Below are 17868 nucleotides of genomic sequence, written 5' to 3'. Positions count from 1 at the left end.
TCGTCGCCGGCGCAGTTCATCGGCCCTCCCCGGCGGCTGCCCGCAGCCTGGACAACACATCCTCGCGCAACGACGCCGGCTCGAGCACGATCGCGTCGGCCCCGTAGGCGGCGATCTCCCGGGCAAGCCGGTCGTTGAACCCCATGTCCAGTTCCAGCACCTCGCCGTGGCGCCCGGCCAATTCGCGGGGTCCGACGGAGCGTCCGGCGCGGCGCAGCGCTGTGGCACGTCCGTCGGCAACCCAGACCGTGGCCAGCGCTCCGGTCGGCCCTTCGGCGACCGCGTCGGCGACGATCTGATGCAGGTCGACGCCGTCCGGCACGGTGATCGCGCCCGGCTCACCGATCGCGGTGACATCGGCGCCGATGCGCGAGAGCCGGAAGGTGCGGGTGGCGTCACGGTCGCGGTCATGACCGACCAGATACCAGCGGCCCTTGTCGGTGATCACGCCCCAGGGTTCGACGGTGCGGGTGGTGTACGGCGCCGAACGCGACGACCGGTGCGGGAATTGGACCGCCTGCCGGGAATTGATGGCTTTCAACAGGATTCCGAGAACCTCTTCGGACTCTCGCAGCCCCGGGACGCCGGCCGGAGATGCGATGGATACCGAAGCCCCGGTGTCCACGGGATCGACGTCGACACCGGCCGCGCGCAGCTTGAGCAGCGCGCCCTGGGTTGCGGTGATCAACTCGGGTGACTTCCACAGCTGGGTGGCGACCGCGACCGCGGCGGCCTCTTCCCGGGTCAGGTCGACGGGCGGCAGCGCGTAGGCGTCGCGGTTGATCCGGTAGCCCTCGGTGGGGTTGAGGTTGGAGACCTTGCCCACTTCCAGGGGTATGCCGAGGTCGCGCAGTTCGTTCTTGTCGCGTTCGAACATGCGGGAAAACGCTTCTGCGGAGGGGCTGTCGGCGTACCCGGCGACGCTGGACCTGATTTTGTCGGCCGTGATGTAGCCACGGGTGGACAACAGCGCGATGACCAGATTGACCAGTCGCTCAACTTTGTTGATGGGCATCCGGTCCAGATTAAGGGTTACATGCTCGCGATCAGTCGCTTGACCCGCTCGTCGACGGCGCGGAACGGATCCTTGCACAGCACCGTGCGCTGAGCCTGGTCGTTGAGCTTGAGGTGCACCCAGTCAACGGTGAAGTCGCGCCCGGCGGCCTGCGCGGCACTGATGAACTCACCGCGCAGCCGGGCACGGGTGGTCTGCGGCGGGTGGTCGACGGCGTCGGCGATTTCCTCATCGGTGGTCACCCGGGCCGCCAGGCCCTTGCGCTGCAGCAGGTCGAAGACGCCGCGGCCGCGCTTGATGTCGTGATAGGCAAGGTCCAGCTGGGCGATCTTGGCGTCGGACAGCTCCATGTTGTAGCGGTCCTGGTAGCGCTGGAAGAGCTTGCGCTTGATCACCCAGTCGATCTCGGTGTCGACCTTCGCGAAGTCCTGGCTCTCGACGGCGTCGAGCTGGCGGCCCCACAGGTCGACCACCTGCTCGATCTGCGCGTTGGGTTCCCGGGTCTGCAGATGCTCGACGGCACGGCTGTAGTACTCGCGCTGAATGTCCAGGGCACTGGCCTGACGTCCGCCGGCCAGCCGGACCGGCCGGCGACCGGTGGTGTCGTGGCTGACCTCGCGGATGGCGCGGATGGGGTTGTCCAGTGAGAAGTCCCGGAACGCGACTCCGGCCTCGATCATTTCCAGCACCAGTGCGGCGGTGCCCACCTTGAGCATGGTGGTGGTTTCGCACATGTTGGAATCGCCGACGATGACGTGCAGCCGCCGGTACTTCTCGGCGTCGGCGTGCGGCTCGTCGCGGGTGTTGATGATCGGCCGGCTGCGAGTGGTCGCGCTCGAGACGCCCTCCCAGATGTGCTCGGCGCGCTGCGACAGGCAGAAGGTGGCGGCCTTCGGCGTCTGCAAAACCTTGCCGGCCCCGCAGATCAGCTGACGGGTGACCAGGAACGGCAACAGGACATCGGAGATCCGGGAGAACTCGCCGGCCCGAACGATCAGATAATTCTCGTGGCAGCCGTAGGAGTTGCCCGCCGAGTCGGTGTTGTTCTTGAACAGATAGATGTCGCCGCCGATGCCCTCGTCGGCAAGCCGCTGCTCGGCATCGATCAGCAGATCTTCGAGCACCCATTCACCGGCCCGGTCATGGGTGACCAACTGGACCAGGCTGTCGCATTCCGCGGTCGCGTACTCGGGGTGGCTGCCCACGTCGAGATACAAGCGCGCGCCATTTCGCAGGAAAACATTCGAGCTGCGACCCCACGACACCACCCGCCGGAAAAGGTAGCGGGCCACCTCGTCCGGAGACAGTCGGCGATGCCCGTGAAAGGTGCAGGTGACACCGAACTCTGTCTCGATGCCCATAATTCGTCGCTGCACGTAATCGAGGGTACTTGTTGTCGAAATGTCGCGGCGCGCAAGCCACGCCCTCGTTACCACATCGCTGCGGTTGGCCCGCGAATCCACCATGGGGATTGGATATGATGGCGCGTGCCCCCTTCGGGCGTCGGGGTGTCAGATAATCCTCCCGCGCGGAATGTGACGAACCATTTCAGAAAATCTGCTTCCGGGCAGTGACGCAGACAGAGCTCGCGTGCAAGCGCTTCGCCGCTACCACGTGCTCGGCATGCCCCCCGACCGGGTAGTCCAGCGAATTCCGGGGTTAGCCGCTCGGTCTCTCGGTATGCCCATGGCGACGGTGTCGATGGTCGGCGAGGACGACATCTACCTGATGGCCGCGTACGGCCTGCCCGCCCCGGACCAGATCCCGCGGGATGAGGGTTTGTGCGCCTCGGCCGTCATGGGCACGACGCCGTACGTGGTGCAAGACGCGCTCACCGATCACCGGACCGCCGGCAACCGGTGGGTGCACGCTCACCAGATCCGTTTCTACGCATGCGCCCCGGTCGTGACCCCTGACGGATACAGCCTGGGTGCGGTGGCCGTGATGGACACCGAGGTGCGGACCCTGTCAGAGACGCAAGTGTCGGTGCTGCAAGACCTCGCCGCGATCGTGATGGAGCAGCTGGATTTGCGGCTGGCCTCGTTGGATGCGCTGGGCGTGGAACGCGGCCTACGCAGTGCCGCCGAATACGCGCGCGACGATGCTCGCTTCGAGCGCTACCACGCGCAGCAGGCGCGTGATACGGCGCGCCGTGACCTCGACGAAGCGCAACGCGAGCGTGATGACGCACGCCTGGATCGTGACGTCGCGATCCGGGACCGCAATATCGCGGAGTACGACCGCGACCTGACCGAGGAATACGCCGCGGTCCTGCAGCGAACCTTGCTGCCCCCGATGCTGCCAACGATCGAGGGCGCATCTTTGGCGGCTCACTACCATCCCGCCTCCGCGCGCCGGATCGGCGGTGACTTCTACGACGTGTTCGCCCTGGCTGACGACCGGTGGGCGTTTTTCATCGGCGACGTCGAGGGGCATGGGGTGGATGCCGCCGTGGTCACCTCGCTCATCCGGTACACGTTGCGGTCTGCTGCGTTGCATTACAGCGACCCCACCGAAGGGCTGGCCGAACTCAACGCGGTCTTGTTGCGCGAGCTGGACACCCGGCGCTTCTGCACTGTGCTGTTCGGGACCCTGAAGCGGCTCCCGGGCGGCGAGGGCTTTGCCATCACCATCGCCACCGGCGGTCACCCCCCGGCGTTGCTGCTCGATCCCGCCAACCGGACGGCAACGCAGGTCCGCTCCGACGAAGGAACACTGGTCGGGTTGCGGGCAGACGCCACATTCCACTCCTGCGACGTCACACTGCGTCCAGGTCAGACGCTGTTGTTCTACACCGACGGCATCGTCGAAGCCCGTCGCGGTGCCAACCCGTTCAACGAAGACAGCCTGGCCGCCTTCGCCGCGGAACACGCGGGGCCGGAAGTCAGGGGCCTGATCGACGAACTGGCCACCCTCATCCCCAAACTCGGACCGGAGGACGACATCGCGCTGCTCGCGATCAGAGCTCGCTGACAACGCTTCCATCCCCGTTATCGATCTACCTAATCGAAAAGTTAGGCTGTCCGAAACTTTCAGGTGAAGTCTCGGAGGGCTGACTGGATGACGGCGGCTGTGTGGATGGCACTACCGCCGGAGGTGCACTCCGCGCTGTTGAGCCAGGGGCCGGGTCCGGGGCCGCTGGCAGCGGCGGCAGCAGCCTGGCGTGCCCTCAGCGTTGAATACGCCGTCGCGGCCGACGAGATCAGCACGCTGACCGCCGCGACGCAGCAAGCGTGGGAGGGGGCGGGGGCTTCCTCGTGGACGGCCGCCCACCAGCCCTTCGCAGCATGGTTGCTGCAGGCCAGCGCCGACAGCGCCGCGGCGGCCTGCCGGCACGAGATTGCCGAGGCGGCCTACTCCGCCGCTCTGGCCGCCATGCCGACCCTGTCGGAACTGGCTGCCAACCACGCCCTCCACGCAGCCCTGGTCACGACGAACTTCTTCGGAATCAATGCCATTCCGATCGCACTGAATGAGGCCGACTATGTCCGGATGTGGATTCAGGCCGCCACCACGATGAGCGTCTACGAGACGAGTGCGACAGCAGCGGTCGCGTCGGCGCCATCACCGGTTCCGGCGCCGCAAATCGTCCGCTCTGCCGCGCCGGCGCAAGCTCAACCCGCTGCATCCCTCGACCCGGTGCGAATCGCTCTCAAGGCGCTGGAACCGATTCTGAACGAATTCGGAATCAACCCACTGATCCGTAATCCGTTGGTATCCAACGTCGTGACGACCTTCATCGCCGACGTCCTGGAAAACTTCGGTGTGTACTGGGACCCCGCCGCCGGAATGCTCAACGGTCTTGACTACGAGTACTACGCGGACGCCACCCAGCCGATGTGGTACCTCGCCCGGGGCCTCGAACTGATCGGGGACTCCATGCAGATGTCGCAGAACCCGGCACAGGCTGTGCAGTACATGCTGGCCCTGGCGATCTTCGATTGGCCGACTCATATCGCCCAGTTGGGCACCGCCATCACCCAGTCCCCGCTGCTGCTGGCCGCGGCCGGCGGCGCGGTGGTGGTTCCGGCCGCGTCGGCCGGTGGATTAGCCGGCCTGGCAGGGCTGGCCGCGCCGCCCCAACCGATGGCCGCGCCCGAGCCGCTGACCGGAGCGGACGAGCCCAGCTCGTGGCACCTCGCGGGATCGAGTTCTGCGCCGACAGGAGTCGCTACAGCCCCGACGTCCACTCCGGCACCCGCCCCCGCTCCCACGAGCGCGCCCGCTCCGATCTCTTCGCTGCCGACCACATCACCCGGACCAGCCGCCGGGTTTGCACCGCCCTACGCGGTGGGCCCGCCCGGTATCGGATTCGGTTCAGGCATGGCGGCCGGCGCCAGCGCCAGCGTCAGGAAAAAGGCCGCCGAACCCGATCGCGCGCCGGCGGCAGCGCAGTCGCGGGCGGCCGAGCGCCGAAAGGCACGGGCTAGGCAGCGGTCCCGCACCATCCAGCGTCAGCCCGGCGACGAGTACCTGGACATGGACGGCGACGTCGAGCCGGACTGGGACGAACCGCTGGGCACACCAGACTCCACGGCGTCAGACCGAGGTGCGCAACGGCTCGGACTGGCCGGGACGCTCAGCCAGGACACCGTGACCCAGGCCGCCGGACTGACGAGGCTGCACGATGGCCAGTTCGACGATGGCCCTACCCTGCCGATGCTGCCCAACACCTGGCGGTGAGGCGGCGACTACGACGAGGAGTCGCCCTCGGGTTCTGCCTGTTTCTCCGGGCTCTCCGGCTGTTCGGCACCTCCGGCGGCCTCGCGGGTAGCCTCGTCCGTGGCCTCGGCGGAATCCGACTCCTGCAGTAGTGATTCCAGGGTCGCGCGGTTGATCCGGCGGAATGCCCGTCGCGGCCGGTTGGCGTCCAGGATCGCAACTTCCAGGCTGGCAACACCGAGCGCAGGCTGGCCATTGGTGGCGTTGTCGCCGCTGTTGGCCCGCAACGCGTTGACCGCCACTTTGAGTGCAGAGGCGAGGTCGGCGTTTTCGGCGTAGGACTCCTTGAGCGCGTTGATGATCGGTTCGGTGGTGCCACCCATCACAACGTAATGCGGCTCATCGGCGATCGACCCGTCATAGGTGATCCGGTACAGCTCGGGCGCTTTCGTCTCGCCGTAGTGGGCCACCTCCGCGACACACAACTCGACCTCGTAGGGCTTGGCCTGTTCGGTGAAGATGCTGCCCAAGGTCTGAGCGTAGACGTTGGCCAGCTGGCGGCCGGTGACGTCGCGGCGGTCGTAGGCATAGCCCCGCGTGTCGGCGAATTGGATTCCGCCGCGCCGCAGGTTGTCGAATTCGTTGAACTTGCCGGCGGCGGCGAACCCCACCCGGTCGTAGAGTTCGCTGATCTTCTGCAGCGACCGCGACGGGTTTTCCGCGACGAACAGCACGCCGTCGGAGTACGCCAACACCACGACGCTGCGACCGCGGGCGATGCCCTTACGTGCGAGCTCACTGCGCTCGCGCATCGCCTGTTCAGGCGAGATGAAATACGGGAAGCTCACTTCTCACCACCGTCGGGGCCGAAAGTGTCGGCGCGCGAACGCGTTTCGATGACTCCTCGGGCCAGTTCCGCGATGCGCCGCTCCGGTATCTCCATCGCTCCGTCCGCGTCGATCGTGACCGCGGTCGGGTAGATGCCGCGGACCAGGTCCGGTCCGCCGGTCGCCGAGTCGTCGTCGGCGGCGTCGTACAACGCCTCCACGGCCACCTTCAGAGCCGAATCCGCATCCGAGACTTGCGAATACAGCTTCTTGATCGACGACTTCGCGAAGATCGACCCCGAGCCCACTGACTGGTATCCCTCTTCCTCGATGTTCCAGCCGCCCGCGGCGTCGAAGGAGACGATGCGTCCGGCCGACTCGGCATCAGCGGCGTGAATGTCGTAGCCCACCAGCAACGGCAGCGCGACCAGCCCCTGCATCGCGGCCGGCAGGTTGCCACGGACCATGATGGCCAGCCGGTTCACCTTGCCGGCGAAGGTCAGTGGGACACCTTCCAGCTTTTCGTAGTGCTCGAGTTCGACCGCGTAGAGTCGCGCGAACTCGACCGCGATGGCTGCCGTTCCGGCGATGCCGGTGGCGGTGTAGTCGTCGGTGATGTAGACCTTGCGGACATCGCGGCCCGCGATCATGTTGCCCTGTGTCGAGCGGCGGTCGCCGGCGATCAGGACACCGCCGGGGTACTTGAGCGCGACGATGGTGGTGCCGTGCGGCAGCTGGTCACCCACGGTGGCGCTGCTGAGACTTGCGGGAAGCAGGTCAGGCGCCTGGCGACGCAGGAAATCCGCGAAGGACGACAGGTCTACGGATCCGGGTTGTGCTGAATTGATGGACAGGCGATCGGGCAACGGCCAGGTCACTGTCCGCCCTTTTGGACGTAAGCGCGCACGAAGTCCTCGGCGTTCTCTTCGAGCACGTCGTCGATCTCGTCGAGCAGATCGTCGGTGTCCTCGGTCAGCTTCTCGCGACGCTCCTGACCTGCGGCCGCCGCGCCGGTGACGTCATCGTCGTCGCCGCCACCACCGCCGCGTTTAGTCTGCTCCTGCGCCATCGCCGCCTCCTGCTTGTCATGAGCCGCTGGCGCCGTCACACGCCCGCAGGCTTTTCTCTACCCTACCGTTGCCCACCGACAATTCGTCGGTCTAACCACCACCTAAGCATCACTGCCCGACGCCGCCCCTCGACGCCACGCGCCTGGGGGCACCCCCACCTGGGGCCGCACCGATCCCCACGGTCGTCGCACTAACTCGTGAGCTGTTCTACCAGTTCGACGGCGCTGTCCACCGAATCGAGCAGCGCGCCGACGTGCGCCTTGCTGCCCCGCAGCGGCTCCAGCGTCGGGATCCGGACGAGCGAATCGCCGCCCAGATCGAAAATCACCGAGTCCCAGCTCGCCGCGGCGATGTCGGCCCCGAACCGGCGCAGACATTCGCCGCGGAAGTACGCGCGGGTGTCCGTCGGCGGATTGTCCACCGCCGCCAGTACCTGTTGCTCGGTGACAAGCCGCTTCATCGAGCCGCGCGCCACGAGACGGTTGTACAGGCCCTTGTCGAGTCGCACGTCCGAGTACTGCAGGTCCACCAGGTGCAGGCGCGGCGCCGACCAGTTCAGGTTCTCCCGCTGCCGGAAGCCTTCGAGCAACCGCAGCTTGGCCGGCCAGTCCAGTAACTCGGCACACTCCATCGGGTCGCGCTCGAGCAGGTCGAGCGCCTCGGCCCAGGTCTCCACCACATGCGAGGCCCTTGGGTCCGGGTCGCGGCTGTCGACCAACTTGGCCACTCGGTCCAGATAGATCCGCTGCAGCGCAAGGCCGGTCAGTTCCCGGCCGTCGACCAGTGCGACGGTTTGACGCAGGGACGGGTCGCGGCTGATCGCGTGGACGGCATGTACCGGGCGCGCCAGCGCCAGATCGCTCAGATCGACGCCTTCCTCGATCAGGTCGAGGACCAGCGCCGTGGTGCCCAGCTTGAGGTAGGTCGACGTCTCGGCCAGGTTGGCGTCGCCGATGATGACATGCAGCCGGCGGTACCTGTCGGCGTCGGCGTGCGGCTCGTCGCGGGTGTTGATGATGCCCCGCTTGAGGGTGGTCTCCAGTCCGACCTCGACCTCGATGTAGTCCGAACGTTGCGACAGCTGGAAACCGGCCTCGTCCCCCGAGGCACCGATACCCACCCGACCGGATCCGGTCACCACCTGCCGCGACACCAGGAACGGGGTGAGCCCGGCGATGATCGACGAGAACGGCGTCTGCCGCGACATCAGGTAGTTCTCGTGCGACCCGTAGGACGCGCCCTTGCCGTCGACGTTGTTCTTGTAGAGCTGCAGCTTGGCCGCTCCGGGGACGCTCGCGACATGGCGGGCAGCGGCCTCCATCACGCGCTCACCGGCCTTGTCCCAGATCACCGCGTCCATCGGGTCGGTGCACTCGGGCGCCGAGTACTCCGGGTGGGCGTGGTCGACGTAGAGCCGCGCACCGTTGGTCAGGATCATGTTGGCGGCGCCGACCTCGTCGGCGTCGACCACCGGCGGCGGACCGGCCGAGCGGCTCAGGTCGAAGCCGCGGGCGTCGCGCAGTGGCGACTCGACCTCGTAGTCCCAGCGGGTTCGCTTGGCGCGCTGGATGCCGGCGGCGGCGGCGTAGGCCAGTACCGCCTGTGTCGAAGTGAGGATCGGGTTGGCGGTCGGGTCCGACGGCGAGGAGATGCCGTACTCGACCTCCGTCCCGATAATCCGTTGCATGAGTTAAAGACTACGGTCCCGCTGTGACCCCCGATCAGGAGCGGGTGGCTGACGCCGGAATTCCGCCTCTCGTCACGTGCGCCCGCCGCGGCCGTCCGCCATTAATGTGAGCCGCCATGAGCCCTTTTGTGCGCTCGCCGGTACGCCGGGCGTCGGTGACCGACGAGGCTGAAAGCTGGTTTCTGGAACGCGGCCTGCCCTCGGTTCTGACGACTCGCGGCAGGTGGCGGCGGCTGTGGTCGCGATCGGCTCCGATGTTGGCGGCCTATGCGACCATGCACTGCTGGACCGTGCCGATCCTGTTCCTTACCGACGGCCAGAAAGAAGTCGTCATCGACGACAATCCGTCGGCCAAGGAGTGGTCGCTGCTCGGGCTTATCGGCCTTGCACCCTTGGCGATGGCGCTGGCCGGATGGTGGGTGTCCCGCATCTCCGACCGTCGGTACCGCGCCCTGGCATCCACCGCGGCAATCACCGTTGTGGGGATCGTCATCGTCGTGGAAACGGACCCGTCGCACCTTCCCGAAGCCGTCGTGACCGCGGTGGTGTTGATGGTGCTGACCGGCTGCGGAGTCGGGTCGGTCGTCGGGTGGGCGGCACGCATGACGCTGTCGCACCTCACCTCGATCGGAGCACTCGCGGTGCGGGCACTACCGGTGGTGCTGCTGACGACACTGGTGTTCTTCAACGGCAACGTCTGGTTGATGTCGGCGATGATCAGCAGCGATCGGCTAGCTGTGGCAATTCTTTTCCTGGTCGGCATCGCCGCGGCGTTCGTGGTCTCAGCGACGGGCGAGCGCGTCAGGCCGATGTTGCGCTCACCGGCGGCGGTGCCCCAGGACTCCGAACGCCTGGCCGGTACGCCGTTCGAGGCGATGTCTGATCCAGCGAACAGTCCCAAGCTGACCCGCGCCGAGCGCGTCAACGTGATCTTCGTGCTGGCCGCCTCGCAACTGGCGCAGATCGCGGTGGTCGCCGCGCTGACGGCGAGCATTTACGTGACCCTCGGCCTGATTGTGCTCACGCCCGCCCTGCTCAAGGAGTGGGCCCGCACGACCGATAACGACACAACCGTGCTGGGTCTGACGGTCCCGGTGCCCGACTCACTGGTGCACCTGTGCCTGTTCCTGGGCGCGTTGACGTTCATGTACATCAGCGCCCGGGCAGCCGGCGACGACGATTACCGGTCGAATTTCGTCGACCCGCTGATTGGTGATCTGCATGCCACCCTGACCGCGCGGAACCGCTATCGCAATCGGATGGCGAACGCGCCGGTGACCAGTGTTGACGGCGCTGACCTGGGTGATTAGGTTCACCCTGGTGTCAGCCCCTCAATCGCCCTCAGCAGCCCACCAAGATTCGGGCGACCTTTCCGGGAAACGTTACGGCGAAGTGCTTCTCGTAACGCCCGGCGAGGCAGGCCCTCAGGCCACCGTCTATAACAGCTTCCCCCTCAACGACTGTCCCGCCGACCTGTGGACGGCGTTGGACGCCCATGCCATCGCGACCGAAAACGGCGCCGCCACAGCACTTCTCAACGGCCCACGCTATTGGCTGATGAACAGCATCGAAAAGACTCAGCAGGGCCCGCAGATCATCAAGAACTTCGGCGGCATCGACATGATCCTGCAGGCCACGGTGCTGCTCGCGTCGATGAACCCGAATCCGTACACCGTGAATCAGGTCAGCCGGAACACCGTTTTCGTCTTCGACGCCGGCCAAGAGGTCTACGAACTGCAGGATCCGCACGGCCGACAATGGGTCATGCAGACCTGGAGTCAGGTCGTCGACCCCAAGCTTTCACGCGCCGATCTGCCCAAGCTAGGCGATCGGCTCAACCTGCCTGCGGGCTGGACCTTTCATGCGCGGGTGCTCCCCGAGACACTGCGGGTGGACACCACCACGCAGGCCGCGCAGGTGATCCAGGACGACCTGACCAACAGCTATTCGCTGGTGAGTTAGCGGTTCGCCATCCAGCTGCGGTGTTTGACCGCCGCCTTTCGCGCGGCTTTGGCCAGCGCTTTGTGTTGTAGGTGGTGTCCGAGCGCGTCAAGTACGACTGCGGTTTCAGGTGCGGGATGGCGCCACATGTCATCGAGCAGCCCGAACGGTTCAGGGAAGCTGCCGAAGAATTCGCACAGCTCTTTCGGGTCGTCCACGCCGGCCGCGAGCACATCCACGATGACCGTCATGTCGATGAAACTGCCAACCGTCTCCGCATCGGCCCGCCCCTGCGACATAAGCCACAGTGCCGCATGGCCGGCGACCGGTGTGTCCAGCAATTGACGGACGAACGGCTCCGCCACGTCGATGTCGAAATGGTCCAGCACCGAGAGCGCCATTCCGCGACTCGCTCCGTTGGAAGCCGCCACGATTGCTTCGGTGAGCATCTGCACCCGCTCCGTGGTCGGCCGCTCCGCCTGCCAAGCCGCGATCAGCGCCTCCCGGTCCGTGTCGCCGGCTGAAAACAGCGCGTCGATCAGAGCGGGGGCGTCAGCGTGGACGACATCTTCGGCGCGCCTTAGCACGTATCCCGCGTCACCGAGATAGTCCGGCAGGACATGGCGGCCGAACGCCGTAAGCGCCACCGTGCCGCCGGTCCAGACAGTGGGACCGAATGGCTCGGGCACTTCCTGCCGATCGGTCCAAAGGACCACACCGGCTTGCTCGAGCACCTCGAAGATGCGGCTCATATCCGCCTCGATGGACTCGTAGTTCCATTCATCGTCAGGATCGAGCAGTTCGTGTTTCGTGGTCGCCGCCGACTGCGCCCACTCCACCATGGCGTCGAAGGACTCGACGGCGCCCGGTGCGAGCAGTGGCGCCAGCCAGTGCACGATTCCATCGTCGAGTAGTTGGCGCAGTTCAAGCGAGTACAGCCAGGAATCGGAGATTTCGACTTCCAGCGGGCCCCGCTGCACGAGCGCCGCGAAAAGTGCCTCTGCCTGCTGCACGGCCGGGCGCGCTGCCCACGCCTTCACCGGAACCAGGCGACCTTTAAGCGCCCGGACCGCGCCGGCGTGCCTGGCAAAGGTGACGATGAAATCCAGCCGGCGCAACGACCTCGTAGATTTCGCACTGATCGTGGTGCCGCCGAGCTGCATCTCCATCATGTCGCCGGTTTCCAGCAGGTCCACCAGCGCCCGGCCATCTGCCAGCTTCAGGTTGCCGTTCTCGGTCAGTTGCTTCCCGTCTGGACCCAGGTACGCGCACAGCGTCCTGAACTTCGCCAGCAACGGCGCGGCAGCCGCAGCAGCTTCGACCTCGGCTGCTGGTGGCCGCAGGTATACGAACGGCAACTCGTAAGTGCGCTGCGGTTGTTCGGAATACTCCTCGACGCTCGACGGGTCCTGTACCTCCGCCAGCAGGGCCGGCATCAGATCGTCGACCAGCCCGATCAGCCGGGTGGCGCGCTTGCGGCCGCCGACCAGCCGTCCGGTGGCCGCCATGAACTCGAGGTAGATCTGGACGGCGTCGCACAGAAAGGGAACGACCTCAGCCCGGCCCGCCAGCCGCGGTGGGCACCACTTCAACATCAGGTCGGCGATGTCGCTCGGCGCGAAGTCGTCCAGCACGCCGTCGGAGTCGCGGTACCGCCAATCCAGCACGAACCCTACGTTGACGACCGTTCCGGAACGCTCGATCTCCGGGAGGTCCAGCCACCCGTTGAGCTCTTCCAGAAGCACCCCGCGGGTATCGGCGTAGGCGTCCTCTTCACCAGGACCAAAGCGCAATCGCACCCGCGCGACTCTAATTGGCCTGGCGGACAAGCGTCCGCCGTTATCTACAGGTACTGACCCAGGTTCGACTCGGTGTCGATGGCCCGCGACGCGCTCGACGACTTGCCGGTGACCAGGGTGCGGATGTACACGATCCGCTCACCCTTCTTGCCCGAGATCCGCGCCCAGTCATCGGGGTTGGTGGTGTTGGGCAGGTCCTCGTTCTCGGCGAACTCGTCGACGATCGAGTCGAGCAGGTGCTGGATGCGCAGACCCGGCTGGCCCGTCTCCAACACCGACTTGATCGCGTTCTTCTTCGCGCGGTCGACCACGTTCTGGATCATCGCCCCGGAGTTGAAGTCTTTGAAGTACATGACTTCCTTGTCACCGTTGGCGTAGGTGACTTCCAGGAACCGGTTGTCGTCGATCTCGGCGTACATCCGCTCGACGACCTTCTCGATCATCGCCCTGATGCAGGCACTGCGGTCGCCGTTGAACTCGGCGAGATCGTCAGCGTGCACCGGAAGGGTCTCGACCAGGTACTTCGAGAAGATGTCCTGTGCGGCTTCGGCATCCGGACGCTCGATCTTGATCTTCACGTCAAGACGGCCGGGCCGCAGGATGGCCGGGTCGATCATGTCCTCGCGGTTGGAGGCGCCGATCACGATGACGTTCTCCAAGCCTTCGACGCCGTCGATCTCCGAAAGCAGCTGAGGCACCACCGTGGTCTCGACGTCCGACGAGACACCGGTGCCGCGGGTGCGGAAGATCGAGTCCATCTCGTCGAAGAACACGATCACCGGGGTGCCCTCGGAGGCCTTCTCGCGGGCCCGCTGGAAGATCAGCCGGATGTGGCGTTCGGTCTCTCCGACGAACTTGTTGAGCAGCTCGGGACCCTTGATGTTGAGGAAGTACGACTTCGCCTCGCGGGCGTCGTCGCCGCGAAGATCGGCCATCTTTTTGGCCAGCGAGTTGGCGACGGCCTTGGCGATCAGCGTCTTACCGCAACCGGGCGGACCGTAGAGCAGCACGCCTTTGGGCGGACGCAACGCGTACTCGCGATACAGCTCCTTGTGCAGAAACGGCAGTTCGACGGCGTCGCGGATCTGTTCGATCTGACGCGTCAGGCCACCGATGTCCTCGTAGCTGACGTCGGGCACCTCTTCGAGCACCAGGTCCTCGACCTCGGCCTTGGGAATGCGCTCGAAGGCGTACCCGGCCTTGGTGTCCACCAGCAGCGAGTCCCCCGGACGCAACCGGCGGGGCCGGGTGTCGTCGTTGAGCGCGTCGGGGTGGCCTTCCGGCAGATCCTCGGCAACAAGCGGCTCGGCCAGCCACACGATGCGCTCCTCGTCGGCGTGGCCGACCACGAGGGCACGGTGACCGTCGCCCAGCACCTCGCGCAACGTCGAGATCTCGCCGACCGACTCGTACGTTCCGGCCTCGACCACCGTCAGCGCCTCGTTGAGCCGGACCGTCTGGCCCTTCTTCAGCACGGAGGTGTCGATGTTGGGCGAGCATGTCAGGCGCATCTTGCGGCCGGAGGTGAACACGTCGACGGTCTCGTCGTCATGGGTGCCCAGCAGGACGCCATAGCCGCTCGGTGGTTGCCCCAGCCGGTCGACTTCTTCCCGCAATGCCAGCAACTGCTGACGGGCCTCTTTAAGAGTTTCCATTAATTTGGAATTGCGGGCCGCAAGGGAGTCGATTCGGGCCTCGAGCTGATGCACGTCGCGCGCCGAACGCGCCGGGCTCTGGTGGGCAACCGCGTTGTCGAGTTGCTCGCGCAGAGCCGCGGCCTCACGCCGCAGCTGTTCGAGTTCGGCAGCATCGTCGCTGGACAGGGGGATATCGCGAGATGTCTTGAATGCTTCAGAACGCTCTGAGTCACCCATGTTGCGCTCCTTTCCCGCACCAGGAATAGGTGTGGCGGATACCCTCAACGCTACCGGTCAACCACGATCGATGTGGGCAGTCAAATGCCGTTTGAAAGTTACAAGTTGGGTCACGCTGGTAATCTCGCCTTCTATTCGGGCCGAGCGAAAGGACTTCCGTGACCGCGAAATCCCTAGCCACAGGCGTTCTGACCGCTCCATTCGCGCCTTCCGCGGTCTGCGATGTGACGTGCAACGCAATCGGCTTCGTCGCCTGTAATTGAGGCTGTCCCGGATGTCCGGCAACGTCTGCGTAACACTGGGCACCGCCGCCACTGCGGTGGTGATCACGATGACGGGTTGTTCGCACAACACCGCGAGACAGTTGGACTCGGCGCAGACACCTGGACCACCGCCCACGTCCATCACATCCGTGGCTCCTCCTAGCGCTCCCCTGCCACCGCCCGAAGCTCTCACCGATGTGCTGGCCCGCCTCGCTGACCCGGCCGTGCCGGGCAGCAACAAACTCAACCTCGTGCAGGGGTCGACCCCGGAGGCGGCCACGGCGCTGGACAGGTTCACCAACGCCGCGCGCGACGGCGGCTACTTGCCGATGACGTTCACGGCGAACAACGTCGCGTGGTCGGCCACGGACGCGGGTTGCGTGCTGGCCACCGTCGTCGTCAACACGGCCAATCCAGAGCGTCGGGAATTCACCTTCCCAATGGAGTTCACGCCCGCCCAGGGAGGTTGGCAGCTGTCCCGCAAGACCGCGGAGATGCTGCTGGCTCTGCAGAACTCGCGAAACTCGACAGCGGCGCCCTCGCCGGCTTCACCAAGCCCGTCGCCGAGCCCCGCCCCCACCCCGGCGGCCGGACCCTCGCCGACGCCGTCGCCGACGCCCTGACTCGATGTGGATCGGTTGGCTCGAATTCGACGTGCTGCTGGGCGATGTGCGCTCGCTCAAACAGAAGCGTTCGGTGATCCGCCCGGTGGTGGCCGAGTTGCAGCGCAAGTTCAGCGTTTCGGCGGCTGAGACCGATTCGCACGATCTGCATCGGCGGGCCGGGATCGGCGTGGCCATGGTGTCGCGAGACCGGGCCCATGCCGTGGATGTCCTCGATGCGGCCGAACGCCTCGTCGCTGCGCATCCGGAGTTTGAGTTGCTGTCGGTGCGGCGCGGGCTCAACCGCAGCGACGATTAGCCAGCCTTAGCCGTCCCTGCCCTCACGCTTGCGGCCGAGCGGCGCAGGCGCCACCGCGCCCGGCGCCAGCCGCCGGGTGGCGACGAGGAAAGCGGTATGCCCGCGCATGGTGTGCTGGGGGCGCACGGCCAGGCCGACGACGTTCCAGCCACGCTGCATCGTCTCCCAGGACCGCGGTTCGGTCCAGCACTGCTGTGCCCGCACCGCTTCGACCACTTTCGACAACTGCGTGACGGTTGCGACGTAGATCAGCAGGACGCCACCGGCGACCACCAGTCTCGACACCGCGTCGAGCACATCCCAGGGCGCCAGCATGTCCAGCACCGCCCGGTCAAACGAACCGTCGGGCAACTCGGCGTCGGCAAGGTCGCTGATGATCAGCTGCCAGTTCTCTGGGGCCTGGCCGTAGAAAGCCGAGACGTTGCGGCGGGCGTGCTCCGCGTGATCCGCACGCGCTTCGTACGAGACGACCTGCCCCTGCGGCCCGACCGCCCGCAGCAGCGAGAGAGTCAGCGCACCGGATCCGGCGCCGGCCTCAAGCACCCGCGCGCCCGGGAAGATGTCTCCCTCATGGATGATCTGCGCCGCGTCCTTGGGATAGATCACCTGCGGTCCGCGCGGCATCGACATGACGTAGTCGACCAGGAGTGGCCGCAGCACCAGGAACAGGGCGCCGTTGCTGGATTTGACGACGCTGCCCTGCTCGAGACCGATCAGGGCGTCGTGCGCGATCCGGCCGCGATGCGTGTGGAACTCGACACCCGGCGTCAGGGTGATCGTGTAATGACGGCCCTTGGCGTCGGTGAGCTGGACGCGCTCGCCCACGGTGAACGGACCGGTTGCTGACACGGCGTATAGCGTGCCAGCCGACGCGCCGTAGCTCGTGGTCGGGGTTGACCATGATTTGTCACGCCCCAGTCCTAGGCTGCGAATATGACGGACCAGCCGGAGTCACGCCCCCCGCCGGCGCTGTCGCCGTCGCGGGCCGCCGACTTCAAGCAGTGCCCGCTGCTGTACCGGTTCCGTGCGATCGACCGGTTACGGGAGGCGCCCTCGACAGCGCAACTGCGCGGCTCGGTGGTGCACGCCGCTCTCGAGCAGCTGTATGGGCTGCCCGCACCGCAGCGGGTGCCGGACACCGCCTACTCGCTGTTGGAGGCCGCGTGGGACCGGGTGATAGCCGGCGAGCCGACGCTGGCCGATGAGCTGGATCCCGAGTTACGCGCGGAGTTGCTCGGCGAAGCGCGCGCCCTGCTGTCGGGTTACTACCGGCTAGAAGACCCGACGCGGTTCGAGCCGCAGTGTTGTGAGCAGCGCGTGGAGGTCGAACTGGCCGACGGCACGCTGCTGCGTGGCTACATCGATCGCATCGATGTAGCCGTCACCGGGGAACTGCGGGTCGTGGACTACAAGACCGGTAAAGCGCCACCGGTCGCTCGGGCTGGGTTCGATTCCAGGGCCGAGTTCAAGGCGATGTTCCAGATGAAGTTCTACGCCGTGGCGCTGCTCCGTTCACGCGGCGTCCTGCCGGCCCGGTTGCGACTGATCTATCTGGCCGACGGTCAGGTGCTCGACTACGCGCCGGACCACGACGAGTTGTTGCGCTTCGAGAAGACGCTGATGGCGATCTGGCGAGCCATCCAGGCCGCCGGACAGACCGGCGATTTCCGGCCCAGCCCGTCGCGGTTGTGTGACTGGTGCCCCCATCAGGCGCACTGCCCCGCGTTCGGCGGGACGCCACCGCCCTACCCTGGCTGGCCAGGGTTCGCGCGCCAGACGGCCTCACAGCCGACCGAGCCGGCGGCGTGA

The 17868-nt window shown here is 66.3% G+C and carries 16 protein-coding genes; 7 read left to right on the top strand and 9 right to left on the bottom strand.

What is annotated here, in order from left to right; all coding sequences use genetic code 11:
* Nucleotides 1-16 precede the first annotated feature (16 nt).
* Together QXK92_RS02575 and pafA are read right to left on the bottom strand one after the other, a co-directional pair.
* Nucleotides 17-1015, bottom strand: coding sequence for a YafY family protein (locus QXK92_RS02575; RefSeq protein ID WP_306240097.1), 999 nt, complete (start codon nt 1013-1015; stop codon nt 17-19).
* Between the two features lie 17 nt (nt 1016-1032).
* Nucleotides 1033-2391: a Pup--protein ligase gene (gene pafA, locus QXK92_RS02570; protein ID WP_306240096.1), complete on the bottom strand. Its 1359-nt coding sequence runs from the start codon at nt 2389-2391 to the stop codon at nt 1033-1035.
* 247 nt (nt 2392-2638) lie between these two features.
* Here pafA and QXK92_RS02565 point away from each other — a divergent pair, with 247 nt between their 5' ends.
* Nucleotides 2639-3988, top strand: a complete 1350-nt coding sequence (locus QXK92_RS02565) for a GAF domain-containing SpoIIE family protein phosphatase (protein ID WP_306244149.1) — start codon at nt 2639-2641, stop codon at nt 3986-3988.
* Nucleotides 3989-4075: 87 nt separating this feature from the next.
* Nucleotides 4076-5698, top strand: a complete 1623-nt coding sequence (locus tag QXK92_RS02560; RefSeq protein WP_306240095.1) for a PPE family protein — start codon at nt 4076-4078, stop codon at nt 5696-5698.
* Nucleotides 5699-5706: 8 nt separating this feature from the next.
* Here the strand turns inward: QXK92_RS02560 and prcA are convergent, their stop codons facing one another.
* The 4 genes from prcA to dop all read right to left on the bottom strand — a co-directional run bounded on the left by prcA (nt 5707) and on the right by dop (nt 9261).
* Nucleotides 5707-6525: a proteasome subunit alpha gene (gene prcA, locus QXK92_RS02555; RefSeq protein ID WP_306240094.1), complete on the bottom strand. Its 819-nt coding sequence runs from the start codon at nt 6523-6525 to the stop codon at nt 5707-5709.
* On the bottom strand, nt 6522-7382 hold the full coding sequence (prcB, locus tag QXK92_RS02550; RefSeq protein ID WP_306240093.1) for a proteasome subunit beta: 861 nt from the start codon (nt 7380-7382) through the stop codon (nt 6522-6524). Before prcB ends, prcA begins: the two co-directional genes overlap by 4 nt.
* Nucleotides 7379-7573: a ubiquitin-like protein Pup gene (locus QXK92_RS02545; RefSeq protein WP_065049939.1), complete on the bottom strand. Its 195-nt coding sequence runs from the start codon at nt 7571-7573 to the stop codon at nt 7379-7381. Before QXK92_RS02545 ends, prcB begins: the two co-directional genes overlap by 4 nt.
* Before the next feature lie 191 nt (nt 7574-7764).
* Nucleotides 7765-9261, bottom strand: coding sequence for a pup deamidase/depupylase (dop, locus tag QXK92_RS02540; RefSeq protein WP_306240092.1), 1497 nt, complete (start codon nt 9259-9261; stop codon nt 7765-7767).
* Between the two features lie 116 nt (nt 9262-9377).
* Here dop and QXK92_RS02535 point away from each other — a divergent pair, with 116 nt between their 5' ends.
* Both QXK92_RS02535 and QXK92_RS02530 read left to right on the top strand, forming a co-directional pair.
* Complete coding sequence (locus QXK92_RS02535; RefSeq protein WP_306240091.1) at nt 9378-10571, top strand: hypothetical protein; 1194 nt, start codon at nt 9378-9380, stop codon at nt 10569-10571.
* Between the two features lie 10 nt (nt 10572-10581).
* Nucleotides 10582-11223, top strand: a complete 642-nt coding sequence (locus QXK92_RS02530) for a hypothetical protein (RefSeq protein ID WP_306244147.1) — start codon at nt 10582-10584, stop codon at nt 11221-11223.
* Here the strand turns inward: QXK92_RS02530 and QXK92_RS02525 are convergent.
* Both QXK92_RS02525 and arc read right to left on the bottom strand, forming a co-directional pair.
* On the bottom strand, nt 11220-13001 hold the full coding sequence (locus QXK92_RS02525; RefSeq protein WP_306240090.1) for a hypothetical protein: 1782 nt from the start codon (nt 12999-13001) through the stop codon (nt 11220-11222). The genes QXK92_RS02530 and QXK92_RS02525 overlap by 4 nt on opposite strands.
* Before the next feature lie 44 nt (nt 13002-13045).
* Nucleotides 13046-14875 (bottom strand): proteasome ATPase, encoded by a 1830-nt coding sequence (gene arc / locus QXK92_RS02520; protein ID WP_306240089.1) that lies wholly within the window; start codon nt 14873-14875, stop codon nt 13046-13048.
* Nucleotides 14876-15149: 274 nt separating this feature from the next.
* Here arc and QXK92_RS02515 point away from each other — a divergent pair, with 274 nt between their 5' ends.
* Nucleotides 15150-15761, top strand: a complete 612-nt coding sequence (locus QXK92_RS02515; protein ID WP_306240088.1) for a hypothetical protein — start codon at nt 15150-15152, stop codon at nt 15759-15761.
* 4 nt (nt 15762-15765) lie between these two features.
* Nucleotides 15766-16059 carry a DUF503 domain-containing protein gene (locus tag QXK92_RS02510; protein ID WP_306240087.1) on the top strand — a complete coding sequence of 98 codons (294 nt, stop codon included), beginning with the start codon at nt 15766-15768 and terminating at the stop codon, nt 16057-16059.
* A gap of 6 nt (nt 16060-16065) precedes the next feature.
* On the opposite strand, the gene trmI is transcribed toward QXK92_RS02510, so the two are convergent.
* Nucleotides 16066-16908 (bottom strand): tRNA (adenine(58)-N(1))-methyltransferase TrmI, encoded by an 843-nt coding sequence (gene trmI / locus QXK92_RS02505; RefSeq protein ID WP_306240086.1) that lies wholly within the window; start codon nt 16906-16908, stop codon nt 16066-16068.
* An 84-nt stretch (nt 16909-16992) separates the two neighbouring features.
* Between trmI and QXK92_RS02500 the strand changes: the two genes are divergently transcribed.
* The gene (locus tag QXK92_RS02500; RefSeq protein ID WP_306240085.1) at nt 16993-17868 is read left to right on the top strand and encodes a RecB family exonuclease; all 876 of its coding nucleotides are present in this window, start codon (nt 16993-16995) and stop codon (nt 17866-17868) included.

The sequence above is a fragment of the Mycobacterium sp. TY815 genome (assembly GCF_030755135.1).
Lineage (GTDB): Bacteria > Actinomycetota > Actinomycetes > Mycobacteriales > Mycobacteriaceae > Mycobacterium.
This window is presented reverse-complemented; position numbering and strand designations above follow the sequence as displayed.

Coding starts and splice junctions, on each gene's coding strand:
- QXK92_RS02575 (WP_306240097.1), bottom strand. CDS start 1,015: ATGCCCATCAACAAAGTTGAGCGACTGGTCAATCTGGTCATCGCGCTG.
- QXK92_RS02565 (WP_306244149.1), top strand. CDS start 2,639: ATGCCCCCCGACCGGGTAGTCCAGCGAATTCCGGGGTTAGCCGCTCGG.
- QXK92_RS02560 (WP_306240095.1), top strand. CDS start 4,076: ATGACGGCGGCTGTGTGGATGGCACTACCGCCGGAGGTGCACTCCGCG.
- QXK92_RS02545 (WP_065049939.1), bottom strand. CDS start 7,573: ATGGCGCAGGAGCAGACTAAACGCGGCGGTGGTGGCGGCGACGACGAT.
- dop (WP_306240092.1), bottom strand. CDS start 9,261: ATGCAACGGATTATCGGGACGGAGGTCGAGTACGGCATCTCCTCGCCG.
- QXK92_RS02535 (WP_306240091.1), top strand. CDS start 9,378: ATGAGCCCTTTTGTGCGCTCGCCGGTACGCCGGGCGTCGGTGACCGAC.
- arc (WP_306240089.1), bottom strand. CDS start 14,875: ATGGGTGACTCAGAGCGTTCTGAAGCATTCAAGACATCTCGCGATATC.
- QXK92_RS02515 (WP_306240088.1), top strand. CDS start 15,150: ATGTCCGGCAACGTCTGCGTAACACTGGGCACCGCCGCCACTGCGGTG.
- QXK92_RS02510 (WP_306240087.1), top strand. CDS start 15,766: ATGTGGATCGGTTGGCTCGAATTCGACGTGCTGCTGGGCGATGTGCGC.
- QXK92_RS02500 (WP_306240085.1), top strand. CDS start 16,993: ATGACGGACCAGCCGGAGTCACGCCCCCCGCCGGCGCTGTCGCCGTCG.